The 26,123-nt window shown below is 39.7% G+C and carries 19 protein-coding genes and 1 pseudogene; 12 read left to right on the top strand and 8 right to left on the bottom strand.

Features of this window, described 5'->3' with window-relative positions; all coding sequences use genetic code 11:
- Positions 1 to 10 precede the first annotated feature (10 nt).
- Positions 11 to 1,405, top strand: coding sequence for a pectate lyase family protein (locus LOS73_RS05545; RefSeq protein WP_457934636.1), 1,395 nt, complete (start codon positions 11 to 13; stop codon positions 1,403 to 1,405).
- Between the two features lie 104 nt (positions 1,406 to 1,509).
- Here LOS73_RS05545 and LOS73_RS05540 read toward each other — a convergent pair whose 3' ends face one another.
- Positions 1,510 to 2,127, bottom strand: a complete 618-nt coding sequence (locus tag LOS73_RS05540; protein ID WP_457934635.1) for a LysE family translocator — start codon at positions 2,125 to 2,127, stop codon at positions 1,510 to 1,512.
- 71 nt (positions 2,128 to 2,198) lie between these two features.
- The gene (locus LOS73_RS05535) at positions 2,199 to 4,661 is read right to left on the bottom strand and encodes a S9 family peptidase (RefSeq protein ID WP_457934634.1); all 2,463 of its coding nucleotides are present in this window, start codon (positions 4,659 to 4,661) and stop codon (positions 2,199 to 2,201) included.
- Between the two features lie 166 nt (positions 4,662 to 4,827).
- Between LOS73_RS05535 and LOS73_RS05530 the strand changes: the two genes are divergently transcribed.
- The 3 genes from LOS73_RS05530 (at position 4,828) to LOS73_RS05520 (ending at position 8,401) form a co-directional block, all read left to right on the top strand.
- Positions 4,828 to 5,832, top strand: coding sequence for a LacI family DNA-binding transcriptional regulator (locus LOS73_RS05530; protein ID WP_007377219.1), 1,005 nt, complete (start codon positions 4,828 to 4,830; stop codon positions 5,830 to 5,832).
- Positions 5,829 to 7,058 carry a glycosyltransferase gene (locus tag LOS73_RS05525; protein WP_007377218.1) on the top strand — a complete coding sequence of 410 codons (1,230 nt, stop codon included), beginning with the start codon at positions 5,829 to 5,831 and terminating at the stop codon, positions 7,056 to 7,058. Before LOS73_RS05530 ends, LOS73_RS05525 begins: the two co-directional genes overlap by 4 nt.
- Positions 7,059 to 7,174: 116 nt before the next feature.
- Positions 7,175 to 8,401, top strand: a complete 1,227-nt coding sequence (locus LOS73_RS05520; RefSeq protein WP_008134486.1) for a threonine/serine exporter family protein — start codon at positions 7,175 to 7,177, stop codon at positions 8,399 to 8,401.
- A gap of 369 nt (positions 8,402 to 8,770) precedes the next feature.
- Here LOS73_RS05520 and LOS73_RS05515 read toward each other — a convergent pair whose 3' ends face one another.
- The gene (locus LOS73_RS05515; protein WP_007377216.1) at positions 8,771 to 9,118 is read right to left on the bottom strand and encodes a hypothetical protein; all 348 of its coding nucleotides are present in this window, start codon (positions 9,116 to 9,118) and stop codon (positions 8,771 to 8,773) included.
- 260 nt (positions 9,119 to 9,378) lie between these two features.
- Entirely contained in the window at positions 9,379 to 11,103 is a 1,725-nt protein-coding gene (gene poxB, locus LOS73_RS05510) for a ubiquinone-dependent pyruvate dehydrogenase (protein ID WP_457934633.1), read from the bottom strand.
- Positions 11,104 to 11,418: 315 nt separating this feature from the next.
- Here poxB and LOS73_RS05505 point away from each other — a divergent pair, with 315 nt between their 5' ends.
- Positions 11,419 to 13,074 (top strand): pseudouridine synthase, encoded by a 1,656-nt coding sequence (locus LOS73_RS05505; RefSeq protein WP_457934632.1) that lies wholly within the window; start codon positions 11,419 to 11,421, stop codon positions 13,072 to 13,074.
- A gap of 179 nt (positions 13,075 to 13,253) precedes the next feature.
- On the top strand, positions 13,254 to 15,158 hold the full coding sequence (locus LOS73_RS05500; protein WP_457934631.1) for a diguanylate cyclase: 1,905 nt from the start codon (positions 13,254 to 13,256) through the stop codon (positions 15,156 to 15,158).
- Between the two features lie 36 nt (positions 15,159 to 15,194).
- Here LOS73_RS05500 and LOS73_RS05495 read toward each other — a convergent pair whose 3' ends face one another.
- From LOS73_RS05495 to LOS73_RS05485, 3 genes are read right to left on the bottom strand one after another with little or no spacing between them, the layout of a single operon-like run.
- Positions 15,195 to 15,413 carry a DUF6500 family protein gene (locus LOS73_RS05495; protein WP_033031836.1) on the bottom strand — a complete coding sequence of 73 codons (219 nt, stop codon included), beginning with the start codon at positions 15,411 to 15,413 and terminating at the stop codon, positions 15,195 to 15,197.
- Positions 15,414 to 15,442: 29 nt separating this feature from the next.
- The gene (locus LOS73_RS05490) at positions 15,443 to 15,697 is read right to left on the bottom strand and encodes a hypothetical protein (protein ID WP_007377211.1); all 255 of its coding nucleotides are present in this window, start codon (positions 15,695 to 15,697) and stop codon (positions 15,443 to 15,445) included.
- Positions 15,698 to 15,756: 59 nt separating this feature from the next.
- Positions 15,757 to 16,011 (bottom strand): hypothetical protein, encoded by a 255-nt coding sequence (locus LOS73_RS05485; RefSeq protein ID WP_033031839.1) that lies wholly within the window; start codon positions 16,009 to 16,011, stop codon positions 15,757 to 15,759.
- A gap of 347 nt (positions 16,012 to 16,358) precedes the next feature.
- On the opposite strand from LOS73_RS05485, the gene LOS73_RS05480 reads away from it, so the two are divergent.
- Positions 16,359 to 16,784, top strand: a complete 426-nt coding sequence (locus tag LOS73_RS05480; protein WP_457934630.1) for a hemerythrin domain-containing protein — start codon at positions 16,359 to 16,361, stop codon at positions 16,782 to 16,784.
- Positions 16,785 to 16,870: 86 nt separating this feature from the next.
- Here LOS73_RS05480 and LOS73_RS05475 read toward each other — a convergent pair whose 3' ends face one another.
- Complete coding sequence (locus tag LOS73_RS05475; RefSeq protein WP_457934629.1) at positions 16,871 to 17,203, bottom strand: hypothetical protein; 333 nt, start codon at positions 17,201 to 17,203, stop codon at positions 16,871 to 16,873.
- A 501-nt stretch (positions 17,204 to 17,704) separates the two neighbouring features.
- Here LOS73_RS05475 and LOS73_RS05470 point away from each other — a divergent pair.
- From LOS73_RS05470 to LOS73_RS05450, 5 genes and pseudogenes are all read left to right on the top strand, one after another.
- Positions 17,705 to 20,066: pseudogene (locus tag LOS73_RS05470) on the top strand (TonB-dependent receptor).
- Positions 20,067 to 20,076: 10 nt separating this feature from the next.
- A complete protein-coding gene (locus tag LOS73_RS05465; RefSeq protein ID WP_096794388.1) occupies positions 20,077 to 22,230 on the top strand; it encodes an FAD-dependent oxidoreductase in 2,154 nt (717 codons plus the stop codon).
- A gap of 2 nt (positions 22,231 to 22,232) precedes the next feature.
- Complete coding sequence (locus LOS73_RS05460; RefSeq protein ID WP_033032238.1) at positions 22,233 to 23,051, top strand: DUF547 domain-containing protein; 819 nt, start codon at positions 22,233 to 22,235, stop codon at positions 23,049 to 23,051.
- Positions 23,038 to 24,372, top strand: a complete 1,335-nt coding sequence (locus LOS73_RS05455) for an ABC transporter substrate-binding protein (protein WP_457934627.1) — start codon at positions 23,038 to 23,040, stop codon at positions 24,370 to 24,372. Before LOS73_RS05460 ends, LOS73_RS05455 begins: the two co-directional genes overlap by 14 nt.
- Entirely contained in the window at positions 24,369 to 26,123 is a 1,755-nt protein-coding gene (locus LOS73_RS05450) for an ABC transporter permease (protein ID WP_457934626.1), read from the top strand. The genes LOS73_RS05455 and LOS73_RS05450 overlap by 4 nt, the downstream gene beginning before the upstream one ends.

Below are 26,123 nucleotides of genomic sequence, written 5' to 3'. Positions count from 1 at the left end.
GGTGCATACTTTGGATACAATCAATAAGAAAATTAAATATTTAAGTTTAAGTGTATTTGTTTTATTAGTGGGCGTATTCACCTCTCACGGGTATGCACTCGACTCAAATTTAGCCTTTAAAAATGCCGATGGATACGGGAAATACACGCAAGGGGGGCGTGACGGCAAAATCTATATTGTTAACTCACTGGAAGATAATCCTAAAAACCCAGCAAAGGGAACACTTAGACACGCCTTAAAGCGTAAATACAAGCGCACAGTGGTATTTAATATCTCCGGTGTTATTCATTTAAAAGAACCTATTATTGTAAAAAGTGGCTTTTTAACTGTTGCAGGGCAAACCTCTCCTGGTGGCATTACCGTTGCGGGTGCGCCAGTTCAAGTTTCGGATGCTGATCATATCATTATTCGCTATATGCGTTTTCGCCTTGGTACATTTAAATTAGCTGAAGATTCGATGTCCGTGCGCAATAGCCGAGATATAATAATTGATCACTGCTCATTTAGTTGGTCAGTCGATGAAACTGCTAGCTTTTATAATAACCAACGATTCACGCTGCAAAATTCAATTGTAGCTGCGAGCCTTAATCATTCAATCCACCCTAAAGGACACCATGGCTATGGTGGAATTTGGGGGGGGAATAAAGCCAGTTTTATTAATAATGTCATCGCTCATCATAATAGCCGCACACCACGATTAAATGGTTCACGCTTAAAACCCCCTTACGATGAACAGTTTGAATTTGTTGAATTTTCCAACAATATCATTTTTAACTGGGGCAGCAATAATGTTTATGGTAGCGAGAATGGCCGCTTTAACTTAATAAACAACATTTACAAACCGGGACCCGCAAGTAAAGCAATACAACTTGTTGATTTATGGTACTCACCAAATATAACAAAGTCTCAAGCTTATATATCTGGTAACTATTTTGTGGGAGATGAGAAAATAACTGCCGATAACCGACTGGGTGTAAACTATCGCACTAGCAAAGATGCAAAACGTAAAAATATATCAATGGATGATAAACGACTCAGTCGAGTTAAGTTAGAGCCAATCAATGGTGCTGTAAATAGTGCGACAATAAATAGTACTCAAAAAACCTACAGCACACTTATAAAGGAAAAAAACGTAGGGGCTAATTTTAATGCCAATGGCATGTTTTTAGATAATATTGATACACAAGTGTTAAACCAAGTAGATGGTAGTACGCCTATTAATGGCAAAGGTTTAATAAACAGTGAACTAGAAATGATTAAAAGCTGGGAAGAATATGAACGACAATTTCTAGGATTCCCTGACATAATTGATAAAAATAAAGATGGTATAAATGATCGTTGGGCAGCTAAAAACCCAACTAACCAACATAATATAAACGCTTATATAAATTCGATTACGGAGTAATCATTCTTCACTTTTATTATATGAAGGCCGGCTGGTGAATAAAGTCATCCGACCTTTGAATAGGTCAAACTTAGAGATGACAAATATGCTCCTTCGCTAAGCGATTACCCTAGCGCTAACCAGATACCTACAGCAGCCATTAAGCTGCCAGCAATACGGTTCATCCATTTTATATTATCGCCACGGCTTAAAAATAAACGCAGGCTTTTACCGCCTGTTGCGTAAGCTAACATACATACAAATTCGCTCACCATTATTACACTTAACAATACTAAAAGCTGAGGAGCTACAGCATGCTCAACACTTATAAATGGCGGCAGTAGTGAAATCATAAACGCCCAGCCCTTAGGATTTGCAATTGCAGTTACAAAACCTTGGGTAAATAACGACGGCCTACTTACATCACTTGGCTTTGAGGTATCAATGGACATTTTTCCTTTGGCTCGCCACATGTTAACGCCAATATAAATTAAGTACGCGCCGCCTACCCACTTTAAAATAGCGAACGCATCTGGGTAATTTAGCATTACGCTTGCAACGCCCAATACCGCAGCTATAGCAACACTTGCGACACCTAATAGCTCGCCTATCATCATCCATAATGTGCGGCGCACGCCAATGCTCATACCCAAAGTCATAGCGAGCGTCATACACATACCAGGGGTGATAGACACAAAAAAGAACGTAGGAATAAAAACCGCAAGCGCTGCTACATCAATCATTAATTTACTCTCATATTAAAAGCAAAAACGCGGCTATAAGTAGCCGCGCTGTTACTTACTCATGTTTATTACTATTTCCCAGCACTTACCATTGGTTCAGTAATGACCTCTACTGGCTTTGCTGTATCATTTAACAAATACTTATCTAACCACTGTTCTTGTTCCCACAATACATGCAATAAGCTTTTACGCGCACGGTAACCATGTGCTTCATAAGGGAGCATTACTAAGCGAGCATCTTTACCTAAACCTTTTAGGGCTGCGTACATGCGCTCACTTTGCATTGGGAAGGTTCCTGAATTAGGATCTTCTTGGCCGTGGATCATTAGCATTGGTTCGTTAATTTTTTCAGCATGGAAAAACGGCGACATATTAGCGTACACACTTTGTGCTTGCCAAAAATCACGCTCTTCTCCTTGAAAACCAAACGGCGTTAATGTGCGGTTATACGCGCCACTGCGGGCAATACCGGTTTTAAATAAATCGCTATGAGCCAATAAGTTAGCAACCATAAATGCACCATACGAGTGCCCTGCTATGGCAATTTTATCTTTATCGGCAATACCTTTTTTAACTAATACATCAACAGCTGCTTGCGCACTTGATACTAACTGCTTTCTAAAGTTATCGTTTGGCTCGCTGCCATCAATACCCACTATTGGCATTTTAGGGTCGTCAAACACGGCAATCCCTTTGGCAAGGTAAGGCATTGGGCCCCAATAACCAATGTAGGTAAATGCATAAGGCGATTCGCGTACTTGCGATGCAACCGCTTTATCTTTGTATTCAAGTGGGTAAGCCCACATAAGTACCGGTAACGGGCCTTGTGTTTTGTCATACCCTGGTGGTAAATAAAGCGTGCCAGAAAGCTCAACCCCGTCGTCGCGCTTATAACGTAACTGCTCTTTAGTTACCCCTTTAAATGCAGGATACGGGTGCTCAAATGTCGTTAACTGCGTTAGCGTGTCGTTATCTAAATCGCGTATAAAAAAGTTAGGTTGCTCAGTTTTAGATTCACGAATAGTAATAAATCGCTCACCTTCGTCGTCAAGCAGTGCGCGTACGCGCTCGTAGTATGGCGCTTGTGATTGCCATAAACGCTTACTGCTATTTGTTTTAACATCGTACCTATCTAAAAACGGCACATTACCTTGCTCTGAAGCACCATTACCGCGCAGGTAAATATAACGCCCGCCTACAATCTTAATAACGTTAGCACCTAAATCGTTGTGCTCGTAAATTGCATTACCTGGATCTTTATACGCATCGTTATAACTACGCTCTGAAAATAAAACGCGGTTTCTGTCGGCATTTCGTGGTTGTACGATGTAAGTACGTACTTGGCGATCACTAAAGCGCCAATCTGTCAGCATTGCAATGTTCTCGTTGCTCCACTCCATTCCCGCGTAACGGCGCTCTACTTTGGCAAACAATTTAGGCTCGCGTTTAAATGGTGCACGTAAGCTGTAAAGATAATCGTGGTGCTCAACGTCGGTTTTCATGTCGCCGCCATCTTGCGCCTGCGCCCAAATAACTTCAGCGCCTTGATCGGCTCGCCATTCAAAATCGCGGCGGCCAGTGCGAACACTGTCGTAACCTTGCGGAATATTATCGGCAAGAGGTTGCTTTGCAAGTTCGGCTAAAACATAACCGCGCATGCCCCATATTTGCCAAGTGCTTGCAAAACGGCTGTACGGTACTTGATACGAAAATGGCTGGCTAATACCTGCAACCAATATATTTGTCGAATCAGGTGATATCGAAAACGCTTTAAATAAAGAAGGACGTCCAATTGCTTGGGCATTACCATCAAGTGTTATGTAAGCCAGCTGACCTAAGCCATAAAATTTAAACTGCGCTTCATCAAATGGGCTTGTTAATAGATTTTGATAAGTGCGGGCGGGCGCTTTTTCACCAGTGCTTTGTTGAATAACAGGCACTACATTTTGACTGTCGTTTTGCAAAGCAGGTTTACCAACATTTACCGCCAAGTTTGCCACTATGGCGCTACTGTCAGGTAACCATTCGTAGGGAGTTGCTGTTATTACTGAATTGAGTGCTGCACTTGAAAGCTCTTTTGCTTGTTTTGTTTCAACATTGTAAAGCCATAAATTTGCTTGGCTAGGTTGCTCAACTATAAACGCTAAATACTTGCTGTTAGACGACCACTGAGGAGAGCGAATAATACCGCGTGGTAAATTATTAATACTAATCACTGTACCAGTGCGAACATGTTTAAGTTCAACAGCGCTAAACTTAGCGCTCACACGAGAACGCGAAAAATTAGCTGGGTTCAATTTAATCCCTGCAAGCTTAAGCTCTTCTTTTGCAAGCTCATCAAGTGTTACCACTCGTTTGCGTTCAAATAATGCAAGCCACTGACCATCGCTCGACAAGTAACTAGTGGGGGCTAATTTAGCATCAACCAAAGCTGCAAGCTCTGGTGAGGGCATTTGATACCCTTGTTCTGCATAACTTGCTGGCAATAATGCAACACAACAAATAAAGGCAACTAACAGCCTAAAAGCGTTCATGTTTTTATCCTTTTGTTATTTTTTACTTTTATAAACGTATATAAACACGTTTTGCTTTGTTCATAAAGCATTAAGCTCGTTTAAAGTATTCCAATAGATGACTTAATAGTGTTATTTAAGCTACACTATTGCGCTATTTATTCACTATTTCGGCACTTTAAGTACAATGCAGAACAGAGCTAAATCAGTCACTATTTTTGATGTTGCAGATCTTGCTGGTGTATCAAAGTCAACCGTATCCTTGGTGCTTACTCAAAGCGATAAAGTCGGCAAAAAAAGTAAACAAAAAGTACTAAAAGCCATTGACGAACTAGGCTACATTTACAATCGCGATGCAGCAGCTATGCGCTCAAGGCGCTCTAACTTAGTCGCTATTGTAATAAACGATTTAACTAATCCGTATATGGCGCAACTCGCGACTAACCTTGAGCGTATTTTAAACGAAAATAACTTACAAGCCATGATAGTAAGTAGTAATAATAATCTTGAGCTGCAAACAAACGCGGTTAAAAACTTAAAAGAATACAACGCCGCCGCATTTATTATTTGCCCTGTTGCTAATACTTGTGCCAAATGGCTCGATACTCTCAGCGCACAGCAAAAAGTAATGACCTTAATGCGAGAAGTTCCCTTTAGCGCAGCGCCATGCGTACTTCCCGATTATAAAAAAGCCAGCCACGTAGCCAGCATGCATTTGCTTGCACAAGGCGTTACACATATTGCATTTATAGGAAGCGAGCTATCGCTAAGCGACTCTCAAGCACTTCAAAGTGGCTTTAATACTGCTTGCTCACAGCACGGCGTTACGCCTTTGGTAGCCATATCATGCAGTCAAAACCAAGCGCTTAGTGCTAAAAATGCATTTATTGAAGCTTACGCAAAACACCCTCAGTTAAGCGCCCTTGTATGCGAAAATGATATAATTGCACAAGGTGTTTTTACTGCAATACAGACGCTTAACATACCAACCAATAACAATATAAAAATAGCGAGCTGCTACCACTTACCTTATTATAGCGTTATGCCTTACAGCTTAAGCACCGTTGTAATTAACACACATGACATTGCTAAACGTTGTCACCTAGTACTCAAAGAATTGCTACAAAACACAGCTCCGCCAGTAAAAACACTGGTAAATGTAAACTCACTAATTAGAGATTCTAGCCAATGAAAAAAGTGCTGGTAATTGGTTTCGTATGGCCAGAACCAAATTCATCTGCTGCGGGAACGCACATGATGTCGTTATTAAATACTTTTAGAGCGCAAAACTGGGACGTTGAATTTGCAACGCCCGCGCAGCGCACAGAGCACATGGTAAACCTTGACGCTTTTGGCATAACCAGCCAAAGCATTGCACTAAACTGCGATAGCTTTGACGAATACGTTAAAGCCTATAACCCAGATATAGTCATGTTTGACCGCTTTATGATGGAAGAACAATTTGGCTGGCGCGTCGATAAACATTGCCCTCATGCGATTAAAATTTTAGATACCGAAGATTTACAATGTCTGCGTAACGCTCGTCACGAAGCGTTTAAAGGTGAGCGTGAGTTTACAATCAGCGATTTACACTCAGACATAGCAAAACGCGAAATTGCCGCTATTTTACGCTGCGATTTAAACTTAATTATTTCAAGTTATGAAATGCGTTTACTAAGCAGCGTATTTAAAATAGAGCCAAGCTTATTGCACCATTTACCATTTATGGTCGATTTAAGCTCATTACCTGCAAGTACAAAAACGTTTGAGCAGCGCCAACATTTTATGACCATAGGCAATTTTAGGCACGCGCCAAACTGGGATGCCGTGTTGCACTTACAAAAGATATGGCCACTTATTCGCAAGCAACTACCAAAAGCAGAACTTCATATTTATGGCTCTTACCCACCACCAAAAGCCACGGCGCTAAATAACCCTAAAACAGGGTTTTTAATAAAAGGCTGGGCCGATAATGCGTTTGATGTAATGCAAAGCGCACGTGTATGTTTAGCGCCACTTCGTTTTGGTGCTGGCATTAAAGGTAAATTGCTTGAAGCCATGATTATGCAAACACCCAGCGTTACCACCAATATTGGTGCTGAGGGCATGCATAATGATTTACCATGGCCTGGTAAAATAGCCAACACCGCCGACGATTTTGCCAATGCAGCTGTTGAAATGTACACCAATCAAAGTGACTTTGAACAAGCGCAGCAAGATGGCAATACACTCCTTAATACGCTCTACGATAAAGCACAATTGAGCACGGTGTTAATTAAAAAAATCGATTCAATAAGTAGCGATTTAAAGGCTCATCGCGAAAAAAACTTTACAGGCCAAATGCTCAAACATCATACAATGCGCAGCACTCAATACATGTCGCAATGGATAGCTGAAAAAAATAAAAAATTAGATTAAAAATGACTAGACACACACCAATTAGTGTTTAAAATCGCGCCCATCAAACGTGGGCAGTTTTAGCTGTATTGTCTATATTTTTAGCTTAGTTATCGCAATATTTGGTCCAAAAAGATTTGAAAACTGCAACCTTTACAGAAAAACGCAAATTTATCGTTAAATTGGGTAAAATGCTTCACAAGTATGGTACGCCTGCTTACCGCCTAGAAGCCCACCTAATGGAAGTGGCTACCTATTTAGGACTTAAATCGTCGTTTGTTATGTCGCCAACTTCGGTAACGTTTGTTATTTGGACTGATGGCCACGAAGACGAGTACACCCATGTTGCTCGTGTAGACCCTGGCGATCACGATTTAGGCTCACTTGCCGATACCGACGACCTTGTAAACCAAATGCTTGACGACAAGTTAACTTTACAAGAAGTTGACGCCCAGTTAGATGCTATTTACGACATGCCAAACCCATACAATAAACTTGTTACGGGCGTTGCCTTTGCAACTTCTGGTGGTGCGTTTGCCATGTTAATGGGTACTAGCTGGACTGATGTTATTTGGTCATCGCTACTTACTTTGGTTGTTTATGTGTTTGTACTTTGGTCTGGACGCTCAAAACGCGTAGCTCATATGCTTGAGCCATTGGTAGCCATAATATCGGCAATACTTGCATGTGCAGTAAGCGTGTACATAACGCCCGAAATAAACATACGCTTGGTGGTACTTTCGGCCATTATTGTGTTTATACCCGGTTTAGCACTTGCGCTTGGCTTAGCAGAGCTTGCAGCACGGCATTTAGTGTCGGGTACAGCAAGAGTCATGGACTCGTTTATGCTGTTATTTAAACTCTATTTTGGCGGTTTTATTGGTATAGGTATTGGCTTTGCACTCTTTGGGCAAGCTGACTTTGTACAACCTGATCCTCTACCAAAGTGGACAGCATGGCTGGCTATATTTTTACTTTGTAGCAGCCTAATCGTTATTTTTAGAACCAAACTTAAACACGCAGTTTGGTCTATTGCATCAGGATTTATAGCGTACGGCACAAGTATTGGCTCAGCTATGTACCTTGATTACACGTTAGGTACGTTTGTGGGTGCTTTATCGGTGGGTATATTTAGTAACTTGTTTAACCGTGTTGCTAATGCGCCGGCCTCTATTGTAGCCATGCAAGGCTTAATTGTATTAGTACCAGGTAGCAAAACCTATATTGGCTTAAACTCACTCATTGAAGGCCAAGACTTTATATATGCAGAGCATATAGGCCAGCAAACGTTTTTAATATTTATGTCGCTTGTTGCAGGGCTAATATTTGCAAACGTCGCCCTACCGCCTAAAAAGAGTTTGTAAGTGATACTGAGCACTCGCTTTACTTTAATTGAGTAAAGCGAGTGAAACGTTAAGCTAAAAACAACCGCCAAGTAGCAATTGAGGCCAATACTAAGTGTTTTAGCTCATTACATTGCACTTGAGTCAAACTCAAAAACCTCATAGTGATTCCAACGTAAAAACAGTTCACCGCTTTCTAAATAACCTGAACTCTGGATAATAAATCTATCTCAAGCAGCTATTTTCAGCGCTAACTGCGTTGAATTTACTTGCAATAGGCCAGCTATTGACGCGTAAATTCGCCTTGTTTTCACTAAAAATCTCTGGCTAGAGAAAATAAATTTAAATATCACTATGATTCAATATTTTAGTAAATCTCTTAACCAGAGTTCAGGTTAAATACAGATTTATGTCATCACTTGATGGATAGCAAAAATCATCCCAGTGATCACAAAAAACTATCCAAGGTAGGGCTAATGCTGTTTCTTGATCCCAGCAAATTGTTACTGTTTGCGAATCATTTACTAAGCCCTTTAACCATTGGCGTGTTAACTCACTCCCTTGTGTGGAGTCGAATCTTTTTGCTCCAACCGGAAAGTTAATGGGTGTGGCGGCAATTAATGCTCTTGCTTGATCTTCACTCAATGGATTGAGTTTATTTAATGTAGCTTTAGAAAAATCACCATGGGATGAGCTAATCCAGCGCCATGCTAAAGAAAAGTCTTCAATTTTAATCAACGCTCTATACCTACTTTTATAAACACGTAATTGACCTCATAGGTTATTACTATTACCTACTCTATACAAACCTCATGCTATTTTACTTTTAGTTCAACAAGTTAAAAGAAAGCACTATGGTTTATTAATATTTAAGAAAGTATGTCCGACGTTTTTTACATTACGTGAAAGGCATACCTTTGCAATAAGCACATAATAGAGGACATTATTGCTTCATACTTCCCTATTGAGCCAAAATACTCAATAGGGAAGTAACTTAACTAACGTAACCAATTAGTTTTACCCAGTTCGACAACTTCATCGCCTTTTCCATTTATTAACGCCTTCATCATGTAAACACTAAAGCCTTTTGCTTGCTCTAATTTGATTTGCGGCGGCATTGAAAGCTCTTGTTTTGCAGTATCGACTTCTAAAACAACAGGCCCTGAGTGGTCCATCATTTCGTTCATTGCCGATGATAATTTTTCAGGGTCGTCCACATGAATCCCTTTTAAGCCACAGGCTTGTGCAATGTTAGCAAAGCTTGGGTTTTCTAAATCGGTATCGCTTGATAAAAACCCACTGGCTTTCATTTCCATAGCCACAAAACTAAGTGAGCGATTATTATAAACAACAATCTTTATTGGTAAATTAAGCTGCTTAAGTGAGATTAAATCCCCCATTAACATCGAAAAGCCACCATCACCACACATTGCAATGACTTGGCGATCTCTATCTACAGATTGAACCCCCATTGCCTGCGACATAGCATTTGCCATAGAGCCATGATTAAACGATCCTATTAAGCGGCGTTTTCCATTCATTGATAAATAACGCGCAGCCCACACTGTTGGCGTACCTACATCGCAAGTAAAAACAGCATCGTCAGCCGCTTGCTCGTTGAGTAAACGTGTTAGGTATTGCGGGTGAATTAAATTTTGCGAGGTTTTGCCACTGGCAAGTTCATCAAGATCTTGTCGAGACTCTTTGTAATTTTTAACACATTTTTGTAAGTGCGAACTTGTCCGTTCACCTTTAATATAATCAAGTAATGTGGCCACTGAATTTTTTGTATCCCCTAGCACGCCACAGTCAATTTGTACGTGTCGCCCGAGTGACGCAGCCTGATTATCAATTTGTAATATGGTGGTATTTTCGGGATAAAAAGCACGATAAGGAAAACTAGTACCAATCATAAGTAACGTATCGGCTTCTTGCATTGCATGATAGCCCGATGCAAAGCCAATAAATCCGGTCATACCAACATTGTAAGGATTATCGTATTCAATAAACTCTTTACCACGCATAGCATGCACAATTGGCGCTTGTAATTTGCCGGCTAGCGCAACAATTTCGTCGTGGGCATCCTTACAGCCAGCACCACACAATAAGGTTACTTTTTTACTTTTATTAAGATGAGTCGCCATTGCTTTAATATCAGATAAAGCGGGGGTATACGTTGCTGGTTTTGGCACGTTCCATTTTGGCTTAATAGCTTTAGGCATATCTTTTAATGCAATGTCGCCAGGTAGCACAAGTACACTCACGCCTTTGTTTAGTATTGCTTGTCGCATTGCGGTTTCTAGCAGGTACGGCATTTGCTCAGGGCTCGACACCATTTCACAATACACACTGCATTCTTTAAATAATTCTTGCGGATGGGTTTCTTGAAAATAACTACTGCCAATTTCAGATGAAGGAATGTGTGCGGCAATAGCTAATACCGGTACATTATTACGCTGACAATCAAATAAGCCGTTAATTAAATGAAGATTACCTGGCCCGCAAGAACCCGCACACACCGCAAGATCCCCTGATAAATGCGCTTCGCCACCTGCTGCAAATGCGGCAACTTCTTCATGTCGCGTTCCTAGCCATTCAATTGTGCCCATTCTTCGCAGACTTTCACTAATGCCATTAAGTGAATCGCCAGTTACTCCCCAAATACGTTTTACGCCAGCTTGATCAAGAGTTTTAGTGATAAAACTTGCGATATTTTGACTCATAATATAGAACTCCTAAATATTCAGTTATTCTGTAAATTGATTTTTCGTCTCTGATCTATCAGGTAAGTCATCGTTTCGAAATGCGCTCAATTATTGAGAATCGATAAGCTTAAATATTTTGATAATGATAGATATATTACTACTGAGACTTTACTAACAAACGCCTAGGTTTGCTGCGCCCCATACTGATACATAAAACATGAATGTCCGCTTTAAAGTGTTTATGAATATGCGGGTGCGAGATTTTTAGTTGCTTAACTATGAATATGTTATTATGCGCTCAATTATTTTACTGAATGCTTTTCTCTTACTTCTATGTCAAATTCTGCTTCGTGCTTTACATTATTTTCTCAAAATATTGATGCTCTCGCGCTTCCTGAAAAGTTTACTTTCCCTTTTTATTACGAGCCGCAAGCATTAGCTGTAGCAGCCACTAAACAATTACAGCAACAACTTGAAACGTTAACGCATTTAAAAGCAGAAAATGCAGGTAAAATGTTTGGGGTTTTAGTGGTGCAAAATGCTAAGCAACAATTAGGCTTTTTAAGTGCTTATTCGGGACAAATTGAAGGTGATAAAGGTAATATTAGCTTTGTGCCGCCTGTTTCTAGCATGCAACTTCAAGACGATACCTATTTGGCTCAAAGTAAAATAATTAACGATATTAATGCTCAAATTGAGCAGTTAGAAAATAGCGAACAACTGCTTGAAGTTAATAGCAAACTTGATGATGCAACACAGAGCTACCAGCAAGCGCTATTAGCTCAACAGGCGGTAATGCAAGCCGGTCGTCAGCAACGAAAAATACAACGTACCGAAGGTGAATTAGAACTTAGCGAAAGTGATTTTGAGCAGTTAAAAAATAAGCTTGCAGGGCAAAGCATCGTAGAAAAAAAGCAACTACTGGCACTTAAAGCCTATTGGCAAAATATAATCGAGTCACTGCAGCAAACACACATCAATATTTCTGATGAAATTGCTCATTTAAAAAAACGCCGTAAAACGCTTTCTAAAAGCTTACAAAAAAAGCTATTTGCACAGTACCAATTTTTAAATGCAAATGGTGAAACTACAGATTTAAATGCTATTTTTGCAGCATTACCTGAGCACACGCCTCCTTCGGGTGCTGGCGATTGTGCAGCGCCTAAATTATTACAATACGCCTATAAACATGACTTAAAGCCACTTGCTATGGCAGAGTTTTGGTGGGGAGCAGCGCCAAAATCAGCAATTAGGCAGCATAAAAATTACTACCCATCTTGTTACAGTAAATGCCAACCAATACTTGGGCATATGTTAAAGGGTTTAAACGTTGAAGATAACCCGCTACTTATCAACCCAGCTCAGGGTAAAGATTTAAGTATTGTTTATAAAGATGACGACTTACTTGTGGTAAATAAGCCCGCTGAGTTTTTATCGGTACCTGGCGTTAATATTGATGACTCAGTTTATATGCGAATCAAAACGCAGTTTCCAGAGGCATCAGGCCCACTAATTGTACACAGATTAGATATGTCGACTTCTGGATTATTGATGATCGCACTCAATAAACGCGTGCACAAAGCACTGCAAAAGCAGTTTATTGAACGCACTATAGATAAACGTTATGTCGCACTAGTAGATGGAAATGTAAGTGAAGATAGCGGCGAGATAAACTTGCCGCTTGTACTCGACTTTGATGACAAGCCGCGCCAAATGGTGTGTTACACACATGGTAAGCCGTCGCTTACTATCTGGCAGGTTTTAGAGCGTAACAACAACATTACCCGATTACAGTTATACCCTAAAACAGGGCGAACTCATCAATTAAGAGTGCATTGCGCGCACAGTTTAGGTTTAAACATGCCAATTATAGGCGACACACATTACGGACAAAAAGCCGATAGATTACATTTACATGCAGAATACTTAGCATTTACTCACCCAATTACGCTTAAACGATTAGAGTTTGAAGTAGCTGCTGATTTTTAATAAATGCATATGGCCACAACTGCTATATTATACAAATTATGGTTTTTATTAGTTAAATTGAAATCGTTTATGATTAAGTTTTTTCAAAAAAAAATATAAAAATAGATTCAAGAAATAGCTTAACAAACAATGTAAACAAAATTATTTCACTGATAAAAATAAGTCATCAAAGGGTTAAAATGACTAGCAATATACAAATAAACATTTTAGATAATACTTTATGGGCAAAGTGTATTGCTCTAGTCTCGTTTTTACTTTTGTGTAATTTTGCCTCAGCTAACGATGAGCCATATCCGCAAAATTACCAAGCGGCTCAAGCTCTCATTAATAACATAAAACTAAATGAAATAGACTATCTTCAAAATGAAGACAAACTCGCTCAGGCGTTTAAAATAAGCAAAGAGCAAAATTGGGAAAAACTTCATCTAGAAGCGGCCGCTTTGTATGCGGAGCTACTTTTTAGACAAGAAAAATACGAGGCGTTAAACACACACTTGTCTTATTACTTAAAGAACAAAGAGTTACCAAATCAAAAAAGTGTTCATTTATTATTTCTCGAATCACAACTGAAGTCTTTAGCGAGAAAGCCAAACCCAGCTCCAGCACTAATACTAGCCACGAAATTAGAAGAGAGCTTGCAACAGTATTCGACTAAAGAAAAAATCATTATTTTACGAGCACTTGCTTACTATTACACCGATACAGATGCACTGAAAAAAACCCTAAATGTTGCACTGGAGGGGCTAGAATTAGCATTAAAAGATGACGACTCAGCATCTCAAGGATACTTTTTTAGAAAAATAGCCGATGCATACAATTATCTAAATGAAAAAGACAAAGCCGTATATTATGCAAAGAAAGCGGTTGAAGCATATGAAAAAACGCAAGATGGGCTTTTTACTGCAAAAGCATATTGGAGTTTAAGTAATGTATTGCTTGAGATAGAAAAACCTAAAGATGCCTTAATATATCTAAACAAAGCATTATTTTATTTTAAAAAAGTTAATGCGCAAAAAGGCCTAACCTTTGCCCAATACTCAATTGCCAGTATTGAGTACTTACAAGCAAACTACGACAGAGCCTTAACTTTAACTAAAGAAAACATTGAGCTCGCTCGTTCTGCAGGTATTTACGACATGCAACTTGCTTCACTCATTTTGTTAGCTGACATATATATAAAACTAGATTTACTTGATCAAGCAAATGAAGCAAACGATGAGGTATTTTTAAAATTAGATAAATTCAGCCGCAGCATTTATAAAGCCGAGTTTCTAAGTAAACGCTATGAGTTAAAGCGACACCTTAACTATACTGACGAGGCTTTTGAAGCAATTGAACAAAAGCTCCTTTATACAAAAAAACACTACGAAGCAACCAGTGAAAATAATATAAAAACACTGCAGGTCAAGTTTGAAGTAAAAGAACAAGAAGAAAAAATACAACAACTAGAATACGCAAAAGACATTAGTGAACTGCAAGCAAAAGAAGAGTATCAAAAAAAAATAATTTGGCGACTTAGCGCTGCTATTGCGTTTATTTTAGTTATTGTTTCATTCTTTTTATTTTACAAACAGTCTCGACAACGTCAAAAATATCACGATATTTCATTAACAGATTATCTAACAAATAGCCCTAATCGTAGAGGAATAATGCGCGCAGCAGAAGCAAAGCTTGATGAAGGTAAAATGACGATAGCAATTGTTGACTTAGACTACTTTAAAAAAGTTAACGACCAATTTGGTCACGATGCTGGAGATTTAGTTCTTATTGCCTTTGCAAAAGCTGTAAAAGAAACACTAAGTGGTGATCATCAGTTTGGCCGCTACGGCGGCGAAGAATGGTTGTTTGCACTAAATTCAGTTGACGAACTAGCTATTCGAAATATATTTGACCAGCTCGCCACTAGGTTTACCGAGCATTGTAGTAATATAAAAGACCTTCCTAGTGATACAAAAATCACTTTTAGTGTGGGAGCCTCTGTAAGTAGCCCTTTAAAAAGCACACTGGATGTTCTTATTAAGCATGCAGATAAATTACTTTATAAAGCAAAAGAAAACGGAAGAAACCAAGTCGTTGTTGATTAAATAAACACAGCTAGAAGTACTTGCTCAGTTTATTGACTAAAGTCCATCTAAAACCATCTGTTTAATTTTATGTGCTTTTACAAAATGATCTAATTTATGGGTGTGTATCCACCAAGTAGCGGCCTCCATAAGTAGCTCTGGGTCGTCGTTTTTATTGGCAAAAAATGCATAAAAAGAAAGCCCCACATTTTCGCCTTTAGCTGCTATTTTTTTATCGCATACGGTAATTATTTTTGTTCTTAGTTCTTCTCTCATACATACCTTATTTAATTATATTTTTACTATTAAAATACGCCATTTAAAACGCTAACGATTAGCTGTAAAAGGCTTCTATCAACCAAGCCATGATTCTCAAGCTCTTTATTAGGCGTATTTACTTTTGCAGCTTTGCATTCATTATCTAATGTCTCATTTTTACGTGTATCGGTTTCGTATGCAATATCTGCTTGTTCCATACATTTTGCCGAGCCTGCGTAAGGCTTCGCCGTACAAGCGCTTAGTAATAATAAAAGTGAAATTGCTATCAACAATTGCTTCATAACCAATCCTATTTTTACGCAACTTATTTACTTTAAATCACAGCTGCAAGTTAGCCTATTTACTTTTTTACCACCATTACAAAAAATTCAAAAAAGAACTTACCAATAGTATCAAAAAAAGTGTCGTTTTTTTCATCCTTTTTAATTTGTGCGCTAATGCATTGATTATAAACCTGTGAGCTTGTTTGAGCACCATTCCGATCAAACGTTTCAGCTTTTTCAATGCATAAGTTAGGGTCAGAACGCGAGGCAGTACTACATGCACTCAGTAGAGCGCACAGCAATAATGCGGCGATGGGGGTTTTTATGTTCATCCTTAAACTATCCTATTAAGTTAACGTGCTACCTGCATTTATACCGATTGATGTTATATGTGGGAGTAACATATAGGTTGTACCTAAATAACGCTGCTACTTTATCACTGCAATAAAATAAACAACCAGTAAATATTTGTAAGGTTCTGTAGGGATTTATACTCACTTTTATAATTGAACTACGCAAAAACCTGAAATTATTGCATTCATGCAAATGTAAAATTTACAGTGATAGCAGCCTAAGAATAAAAAAATTAAAATATATTCATTAAAATACAATAACTTAATATTTGGCATTTCGTTTGCTAGTTAGTGTTATAAGCAAATAAATTGTAAAAGGACTAATTATGAATATTTTTGAAGCACTACGTCATGACCATGACAAACAACGAGAATTGGTAGATGCGCTTATTCAAACACACGGCGACACAGAGCTGCGCCACAAGTTAATGGATGAGCTAAAAACAGAATTAGAAGATCACGCAAAATTTGAAGAACGTTACTTTTATAACCCACTTATGTTTGATGACTTAACTCATGAAAAAGCACGCCACAGCGTAGCTGAACATCACGAAATTGATGAATTAATTGAACAACTCGAAGATACAGAAATGAGCTCGTCTGCATGGTTAGTTACAGCTAAAAAGCTGCACCATTTGGTACATCATCATTTAAGTGAAGAAGAACACGAAGTGTTTCAATTAGCGGGGAAAGCACTTAACGAAGGGCAAAAAGAGAGCCTTGCTGAGCAATATAACCATGCTATGCACTAGTTGCATAACATATAAATCGACTTCCACACACTCCCTGTGTACTTATTGGTTATAAGCCATATGGCTTATAACCATTTTTTCTTTTACTACTTCACAGTAAATTTCACGTCTTGGTCGCGTAATAAGTAAAGTGCAAAACACGCAGCCCACATTGGCCATGCAGTGAAGAATAATAAGTTGTTGAAGCCATCAATGTATTGGTTATAAGATGAAAGCGTAGACAAACCATGCATCACAAAAATCACACCATAAGTAATGCGTTTTTTAATACCCGCTAAAAATGCCAATACTAATACAAGTTGCAGAGCACCGATAACATAAGCAACCATGTCTGATGAACCGCTGATCCCATAAAAGTGCTCGAAAATACGTGCGCTATGGCCTGGATTTACGAATTTATCGAATGTCCACATGATCATTACAATAAAAACGCCCAAACGAAGCGATAAAAGAGACCACTGCAGACGATTTTGTACGTTCTGAACTCATTGAACCTGTCATAAAAATTCCCTCAAAAATGTATAAATAAACCTTGAAGTAATTCAAGACCGTATTAGTTAGTTTTTATTTCAAACACAGCGTAATTATTTTTGCTTATTTTACTTTTAGAAAATAAAGCGTGGATTATTTGAAATATGCAGATTTATTATATGAAAGTTAATACATAATAAAAGGTTAACTACCCAAAAGTAGACTACAATAAAAAAGCCGATTAAAAGCAATAATTTACAGGGAATATCATACAATTGCTCTATTGATGTTTCATCCACTAATGAAACAACATTACTTAATTACAGCCCCTAAAAAGCAACTGTTTTTATAATGTTCTATAAACAAAAAGAATCGAAGTTTTACTGAAAGTTATTTTTAAACCTTTCGGTCTTTATCGACATCAACATATAACCGTAGAGAGAAAACGTTTGAAACACGCATACTTGGCTTTATCCTTAGCCGCCATATTAAATACACCACTTAACTCATTTGCAGCTGAAGAATTAAAAATAACAAAAAATGATGTAATAGAGCACATTGAAGTGGCGGGCCAAATTACTAAATCTCAAGGCCTTTCAGTTAAAGATACCACTGTAGATGGCCCGTTTGGTGATAACTTAGCACTACAAGATATAGCCCGCTCGGTAACACCAATTTCAAGTGAGTTAATAGAGCAACTTAATATTACTACGCTACAAGATGTATTAGCAGTAAGCCCTAATACCTATTCAGCGAGTGGCTTTGGTGCACCAAGTTTGCCAACAATTCGCGGACAATTGGGTGAGCTTTTTCAAGATGGTACACGCCGCCAAGCTGGCAATAATGGTTTTGGGGTGCCGTTATCGTTCAACGCAGTAGAACAAATTGATGTTGTAAAAGGCGCACCGCCGGTTCTATTTGGCTCAAGTCAACGTAACGGCGGCTTTGTGAATCTACATTCTAAAAAAGCATCTACCGATGAAAGCAAAGGCAAAGCAAGTTTATCCGCAGGCCGGTGGGATCAATACCGCGTTTTGGTCGATTACAGCGCACCGATTGTAAAAGACAAAGTTGGCTTTAGAGTAAGCGCTGAGCACATAGATAACGGCAGTTACTATGATTTTTCAGGTACTAAAAGTGACAGCCTATTTGCTGCCCTTCGGGTATTACCTGATGACAAGAGCAGCTGGGATCTTAACTTTGAGTTGTACCAAGTTGAATTTACCGATAACGCAGGTATTAACCGCCCAACACAAGCACTCATAGATCATGGCTTATACATTACTGGCCAAGGCGTACAAGCAAATGGCAGTACAATACCAGCGGCTGGTTCTATTGTTTCACCTACTGGGCAAGTAAAAATAGACCGTAGTACGGTACTTACCGATCCTGATAATCAAAACGAAGCCACTACTTACTTATTACACAGCATTTATAAGCGTGAACTTTCCAGTAATGCATCAATAAAAAATATTACGTATTTTCAGCACTTACAACGCGAAGAAATTGCACAAAACAGCTTTGTTGAAATTATAGACGGTGCCGATACCGCGCAAAATCGTACCGAATTGACTTACCAATGGAGCAATGAACAGCAAACAATTTTTGCATTTGATGTGCGCTATAATCGCGTATTAGGCTATAGCCAATTTACTACCGAAGCCGACTTGCCTATTGATTTAACTGGCCCAATTTCAAATCGCCGCATTCCTTTAACTGATGCACAGCAAGCGCGTTTAATTGAAATTAGCCCAGGTGTATTTGTATCCCCTGGTGGTCAGTACGATATTAATAACGATGGCAGCGGCGACTTTAACTTATCAGACACTACCGATTCGCGCTCATGGCAAACGGGTTTTGCTATTCAGCAAGATTCTGATTGGACAGATAAGTTTCATACAAGCGTAGGTTATCGTGTTGATTATTATGATGTAGATGCGCACGACCCAATCGCACCACAAGGTCAAGTTGCAGCAAGTGATAGCATTAATGACACGCTGCAATCGGGTCAAGTTAGCTTTAACTACCGATTAAATGGTGATTACACCACTTACGGTGCAGCAAGTTATAACGAAGCTACATCAAACAGCATGGCTGGCGGTACATCACTGGGTGGCGACAACACAATCAGTGCACAAAATTTTGCTACCGAAAACACCCTTGTTGAGTTTGGTTTAAAATACGCACCAACCGACAGCGATTGGTACGCCGATGGTGCTTTGTTTAGCCAACGTCGTAGTTTACGTAACCGCGATGGAAGCAATACCGGTATTCGTACACAAGGGTTTGAAGGCCAAGTGTTTTACGATGCCTACCCTTATTGGTTAAGTGCCGGCTACAGTTATATTGATGCACGTTACGACAATTCTGCAAGCAGTCAAGATTCGGCGCAAGTAGCAGATGCATTTGACAACTCTCGTCCAGATATTATCGCAGGCACCGGTGTTGGTGCCCCAAGCTTTACACCATTTGCACGCTCTAATCGCCAAGTTCAAGGCATTCCTGAGCAATCGTTCAGTTTTAACGGAAATTATTCAATTAATTCGAAATGGCAAACGGGTTTTTTCAGGTCTATATACAAAGAGTTACCCATTGGACTTTTTAGCGACGGTAAAAATTCGTGATCAGTACACATTAAACGTAAATACTAGCTATGCTTTTACGCCTAGTACTAAATTACGTTTAGATGTAAATAACGTCACAAATCAAAAAAACTGGCGCCCCGTATTTGAAGGCGGTTACTTTGGTGCAACTTTAGCTTTTCCTGAGTTGCCAATAAACGCCAAGTTAACCCTTACGCATAGTTTTTAAGAGAGAGAACATGATAAAAAAAATATTTCTATTATTGATTGCAGCGGCCGCTGTCGGTCTGTTCTTTCATTTTGACTTACACCAACTACTTACGCTTGATGGCTTAAAAGGATCGATGGATCAGTTTAGCGATTACAAAGAGCAGTCACCGTTACTCGTTATTGGTGGGTTCTTTTTACTGTACGTAGTAGTAACTGCTCTCTCGTTACCAGGCGCCGCTATTTTAACACTTGCAGCAGGTGCATTGTTTGGCTTAGTTGAAGGCTTATTGGTTGCATCTTTTGCCTCAACTATTGGCGCAACACTTGCTTTTTTAGTATCGCGTTACTTACTACGCGACACTATTAAACAACGTTTTCCTGAGCGCTTAGCCGCAATTGATGCTGGCGTTGAAAAAGAAGGTGGATTTTACTTATTTACTCTTCGTTTAGTGCCGGTGTTTCCGTTCTTTTTAATCAATTTACTAATGGGTGTTACCTCAATAAAGTCATGGACTTATTACTGGGTAAGCCAAGCAGGTATGCTAGCCGGTACGTTTGTATTTGTTAATGCAGGTACGCAACTGGCGCAAATAGAGAGCTTATCTGGAATTTTATCATTCAACTTAATCTTATCATTCGCTTTATTGGGTATTTTTCCATTCATTGCTAAAGGAATTTTAAACGTGTTTAAAAAACGTCGCGTATACAAAAACTACACTAAACCTAAAAAATTCGACCGTAACATGATTGTTATTGGCGCAGGCGCAGGTGGTTTAGTAACAAGTTATATTGCTGCCGCTGTTAAAGCAAAAGTAACCCTTATTGAAGCGGGCGAAATGGGCGGCGACTGTTTAAACTACGGTTGCGTTCCAAGTAAAGCCGTTATTAAAAGCGCTAAAATTGCAGAGCAAATTCGCCACGGTGAAAAATATGGCTTAGAAAACACAACTCCACAGTTTTCGTTCAAAAAAGTAATGGCACGTGTACATAAAGTAATTGCAGATGTAGCACCACACGACAGTGTTGAGCGTTACACCAATCTAGGCGTAGATGTAGTAAAAGGTTACGGTAAATTAATCGACCCATGGACTGTAGAAATTAAACTTAACGATGGCGGCACGCAAACATTAACTGCACGCACCATTGTTATTGCAACTGGCGCACGCCCATTTGTACCGCCACTACCTGGTATTGAAGAAACAGGCTATGTAACAAGCGATACATTGTGGAATAAATTTGCAGAGCTAGATGAAGCCCCTAAAAAACTTGTAGTACTTGGTGGTGGCCCAATTGGTAGCGAATTAGCACAAAGCTTTGCACGTTTAGGTTCAAGTGTTACGCAAATTGAAATGGCGGAGCGCATCATGATCAAAGAAGATCTTGAAGTGTCTACTTTTGCTCACGAAGCGTTAACCGAAAGCGGCGTTAATATTTTAACATCGCATCAGGCATTACGTTGTGAAGCTCGCGATGGTAAAAAATATATTGTTGTTAAACATAACGACAAAGAAATAGATATTGAATACGATGAGCTACTATGTGCCGTTGGTCGAAGTGCGCGCCTTAAAGGTTATGGCCTTGAAGAGCTTGGCATTGAAACAAACCGCACAGTAGTAACTAACGAATATCTAGAAACACTGTATCCAAATATTTTTGCAGCGGGTGATATTGTAGGTCCATACCAATTTACACATGTGGCAGCCCATCAGGGTTGGTACGCTGCGGTAAATGGCTTATTTGGTCACCTTAAAAAGTTTAAAGTAGATTACCGTGTTATTCCGTGGACTACGTTTATTGACCCAGAAGTAGCACGTGTTGGTTTAAACGAACAAGACGCAAAAGACAAAGGCATAGATTACGAAATTACTCGCTTTGAATTTGAAGAGCTAGACCGTGCAATTACCGACAGCGCTACAAAAGGCTTTATTAAAGTGATTACACCAAAAGGCAAAGACAAAATATTGGGCGTTACTGTTGTATCTGAACACGCTGGCGATTTAATTGCTGAGTTTGTACTGGCAATGAAACACGGTTTAGGCCTTAACAAAATACTCGGTACTATCCACAGCTACCCTACTTGGGCTGAAGGTAATAAATACGCAGCAGGTGAGTGGAAACGCGCTCATGCACCTGAAAAAGTGCTTAACTTGCTTGAAAAATACCACACTTGGCGTCGAGGTTAATTATGTTTAAAACACCTTTAAAAGCATTACTACTTGGTTCGGCTTTAGTTGTAACATCGTTTGCAGCGTCATTTTCGGCCCAAGCCCAGAGCATGCACGATAGCTGGAATGCATTGTTAAATAAGCATGTTGTCGCCATTAACCATAATCACAGTACTGAGGTTGATTACGCTGCCATAAAACGTGAGCATGCACAGCTAAAAACGTATTTAGATTCGTTAACGGCTGTAACGCAAAGCGAATTCGACGCATGGGAAAAGCCTAAGCAACTCGCTTTTTTAATCAATGCATATAACGCATGGACTGTTGAACTTATATTGACTAAGTATCCAGATCTTAAATCAATCAAAGAGTTAGGGAGTTTTTTTAGCTCACCGTGGAGTAAAGAGTTTATTCCTTTACTTGGCAAAACTCGCAGCCTTGATGATATAGAGCATGGTTTAATACGTGGCAGCGGGAAATACAACGATCCACGCATTCACTTTGCAGTAAATTGCGCGAGTATTGGTTGCCCTGCACTTCGAGAAGAAGCGTATACAGCCACTGATTTAGAGAGCCAATTGCAAGAGCAAACGGTGCGTTTTTTATCAGATATGACACGTAATATGGCTCAAGAAAATACGCTAAGCCTCTCTTCAATATTTAAGTGGTACGGCGATGACTTTGAAAAAGGCTTTCGAGGTGCAAACACGCTACAGCAGTTTTTCTTGCAATACAGCGATGCACTTAAACTGATACCAGCTCAGCAAAAAGCACTTAAAAATGATGACATGGAAGTTAAATTTTTAGACTACAACTGGGATTTAAATGTTCGCCATTAAGTTTTGGCAAACACAGGCGCGATACAGCTTTTGCTGTGTCGCGTTTTACGTTTGTACAATCGCAAATTCAGCTGTTTTTTCGAGCACTGTGTTTGCTAATAGCGTTATTACTGCAAATAATAAAAGTGATTTGGTAATACACACACAGCAGCAATCTCGATGGCAACAAGTTCAAGCACTTGGTAGTAATCAAGATGTATACTTTTATGCATGGGGCGGCGACGCACAAATAAATGCGTATATTCAATGGGCTGCGCAGCAAGTTAAAACTAAGTACAACATTAACTTAGTGCATGTAAAACTAAGCGACACCAGCGAAGCGGTAAGCCGTGTACTTGCCGAAAAATCAGCAAACAACAACAGCCAAGGCAGCGTAGATTTAATGTGGATCAACGGGGCTAACTTTGCCACCATGAGTGAGCATTCTCTTCTTTTAAAAAAATGGGCGAGTAAACTCCCCTACTTTGCATTAACCGATGCTGCTAATAACCCTGCTGTAACCTTTGATTTTGGTTTACCTACAAATGGCATGGAAGCGCCATGGGGGCAAGCGTCACTTACGTTTTATTACGACAGCATTGCAATAAATGGTAAGGCAAACAATAAATTGCCGACGACATTAAACGAATTATTAAACTGGAGCGCGCAAAACCTTGGTCGCTTTAGCTACCCAAAGCCGCCTGACTTTTTAGGTATGAGCTTTTTAAAATACGCCTTAGTTGTACTGCATCAGCAAAGCAGCGAAAATATTAAAGCGCAGCTAAACCAACCAGCTACAACTAAAAACATAGCGCAAGTGTTAAACCCACTGTGGGACTTTTTAGATAAACTACACCCAACGCTTTGGCGTGGTGGCACTCATTTTATGCAAAGTGGTGCTCAAATGCGCCGCCTTGTGGACGATACAGAGTTGAGTTTAGCCTTTACTTTTTCAGCACCTGAAGTACCGGCAGCTGTAAAACGCTATGACTTACCAAACAGCATTCGCAGCTATGCAATGAGTGATGGCAGTTTAAGTAATACCCATTTTGTGGCAATCCCTTACAATGCAAGCCACCAGCAAAGTGCGCAATTAGTGGCTAATTTTTTACTCAGCCCTGAGGCGCAAGCCCAAAAACAAAAAGCGCATATATGGGGCGATAAAAGCGTACTTATTCAATCAACGTTAACGCCCAATCAGCAAGCCTTATTTAAAACGGCTAAACCGCATCCAAGTGCACTGCCTTTAAACAGTATTAAACGCACATTGAGCGAACCTCATCCAAGCTGGGTAAACGCCATTATGCAAGGTTGGCAAACCCGTTATGGAGTAAGCCAATGAGCGTTATTTCAAAAAGTGTACCAGTAAATACCAAAGCAACAACGCAGTGCAGCACCGATATGTTTACGCGCATTGTAAAATTTAGCCCGCGATTTTTACTCGCTTTACTTATACTACCCGTACTTGGTGGCTTAATTAGCGTCTTGCTGCCCGCCTTTGGTTATGCGCCCGTACTTGAGCAAACAACGTTTAGCTTGCAAGGTTTTAATGCCCTTTGGCAAACACCTGGCCTTACCCAAATGGTTAGCTTAAGCGTTGCAACGGGCTTAATAAGTACTTTGCTTGCATTTATCATTACCTTAATGATTTTAGCTGCGTTTTTTAATAGCCCGTGGCTTAACCGAATTCAGCGTTTATTGAGCCCTATATTAGTTATACCTCATGCCGCCGCGGCTATTGCAGTAGGGTTTTTGATTGCCCCTTCAGGTATGATTTCACGCTTAGCCTCGCCTTGGTTAAGCGGCTGGGAACTTGCGCCAAACGGCATGTTTCCGCATGATTCATTCGGTATTAGTATTATTTTAGGCTTAACACTCAAAGAGCTTCCCTTTTTATTATTAATGGCACTGGGCGTACTTGCTCAACCTGAGCTTGGCAAAAAATTACGCCAACAACATAAGGTTGCGCTTAACTTAGGTTATTGCCCAATGACCGCCTTTTTTAAAGTAATACTGCCAAGTCTTTATCCGTTGTTGCGTTTGCCGCTTTTAGCCGTGCTTGCCTATGCTAGTGCCAGTGTAGAAATGCCTCTTATATTAGGCCCAAATACACCACCCACGTTGGCCGTTGCAATAATGCATTGGTTTAACGATGTTGATTTAAATCTGCGTATTAAAGCCTCAGCAGGTGCTTTATTACAACTGGCTGTTACAGGCGGTTTGTTAGCCCTTTGGCTTGGCGCAGAAAAGGCCGTAAAAGTGCTATTTAGCGACTCCCTCACTAATGGAGTGCGCGAATACGGCGGATTTTATTGGCAAAAAATAACGGTAGTACTCACCACATTAGTAATTAGCTTTATACTGTTGTCACTTATTGGTTTAGTTATGTGGTCGGTTGCAGGTTTTTGGCGCTTTCCAGATGCAATGCCTGAGCAATTTACGCTACTGCATTTTAAAAGTGCGCTAATGCAAATGGGCAGCCCGCTTTTTAATACGCTAGCAATCGGTTTAGTAACCACACTATTTGCCATTATTCTTACTCTATTGTGTTTAGAATCAGAGCAGTTGAGTGACAAACCTATTTCTCGTTTTACCAGTTTAATTATTTACTTACCGTTATTAGTACCCAGTATTGCCTTTTTGTTTGGGCTAGTATGGATACAACAATTGGTAAATAACCAAGCCGCATTTTTTAATGTGGTACTTACGCATTTACTGTTTGTGTTGCCTTATGTGTTTTTGTCACTTGCGAGCAGTTATAGGCGCTTAGATCCTCGTTTTGCTCATGTTGCAGCAAGCCTAGGCGCAGCGCCATGCAAGGTGTTTTTTAAAGTAAAACTACCTCAGTTGTTTGCCCCTATTTTAATTGCAGCCGCACTGGGCTTAGCAATTAGTTTTGGACAATACCTCCCCACGCTTTTAGCTGGCGGCGGGCGCATAGCCACAATAACAACCGAAGCTGTTACGCTTGCCAATGGCGCAAGCAGACGCACCAGTGCCGTGTACGCTATTATGCAAATGGCGTTGCCACTTATTGGATTTATACTGGCATGGGGTTTACCTAAATATTTTTTCAAAAGTGCACGTGTTTAA

Source organism: Pseudoalteromonas sp. SCSIO 43210 (assembly GCF_054133285.1).
The sequence above is the reverse complement of the archived record's forward strand: the minus strand, read 5'-3'. Positions and strand labels throughout refer to the sequence as shown.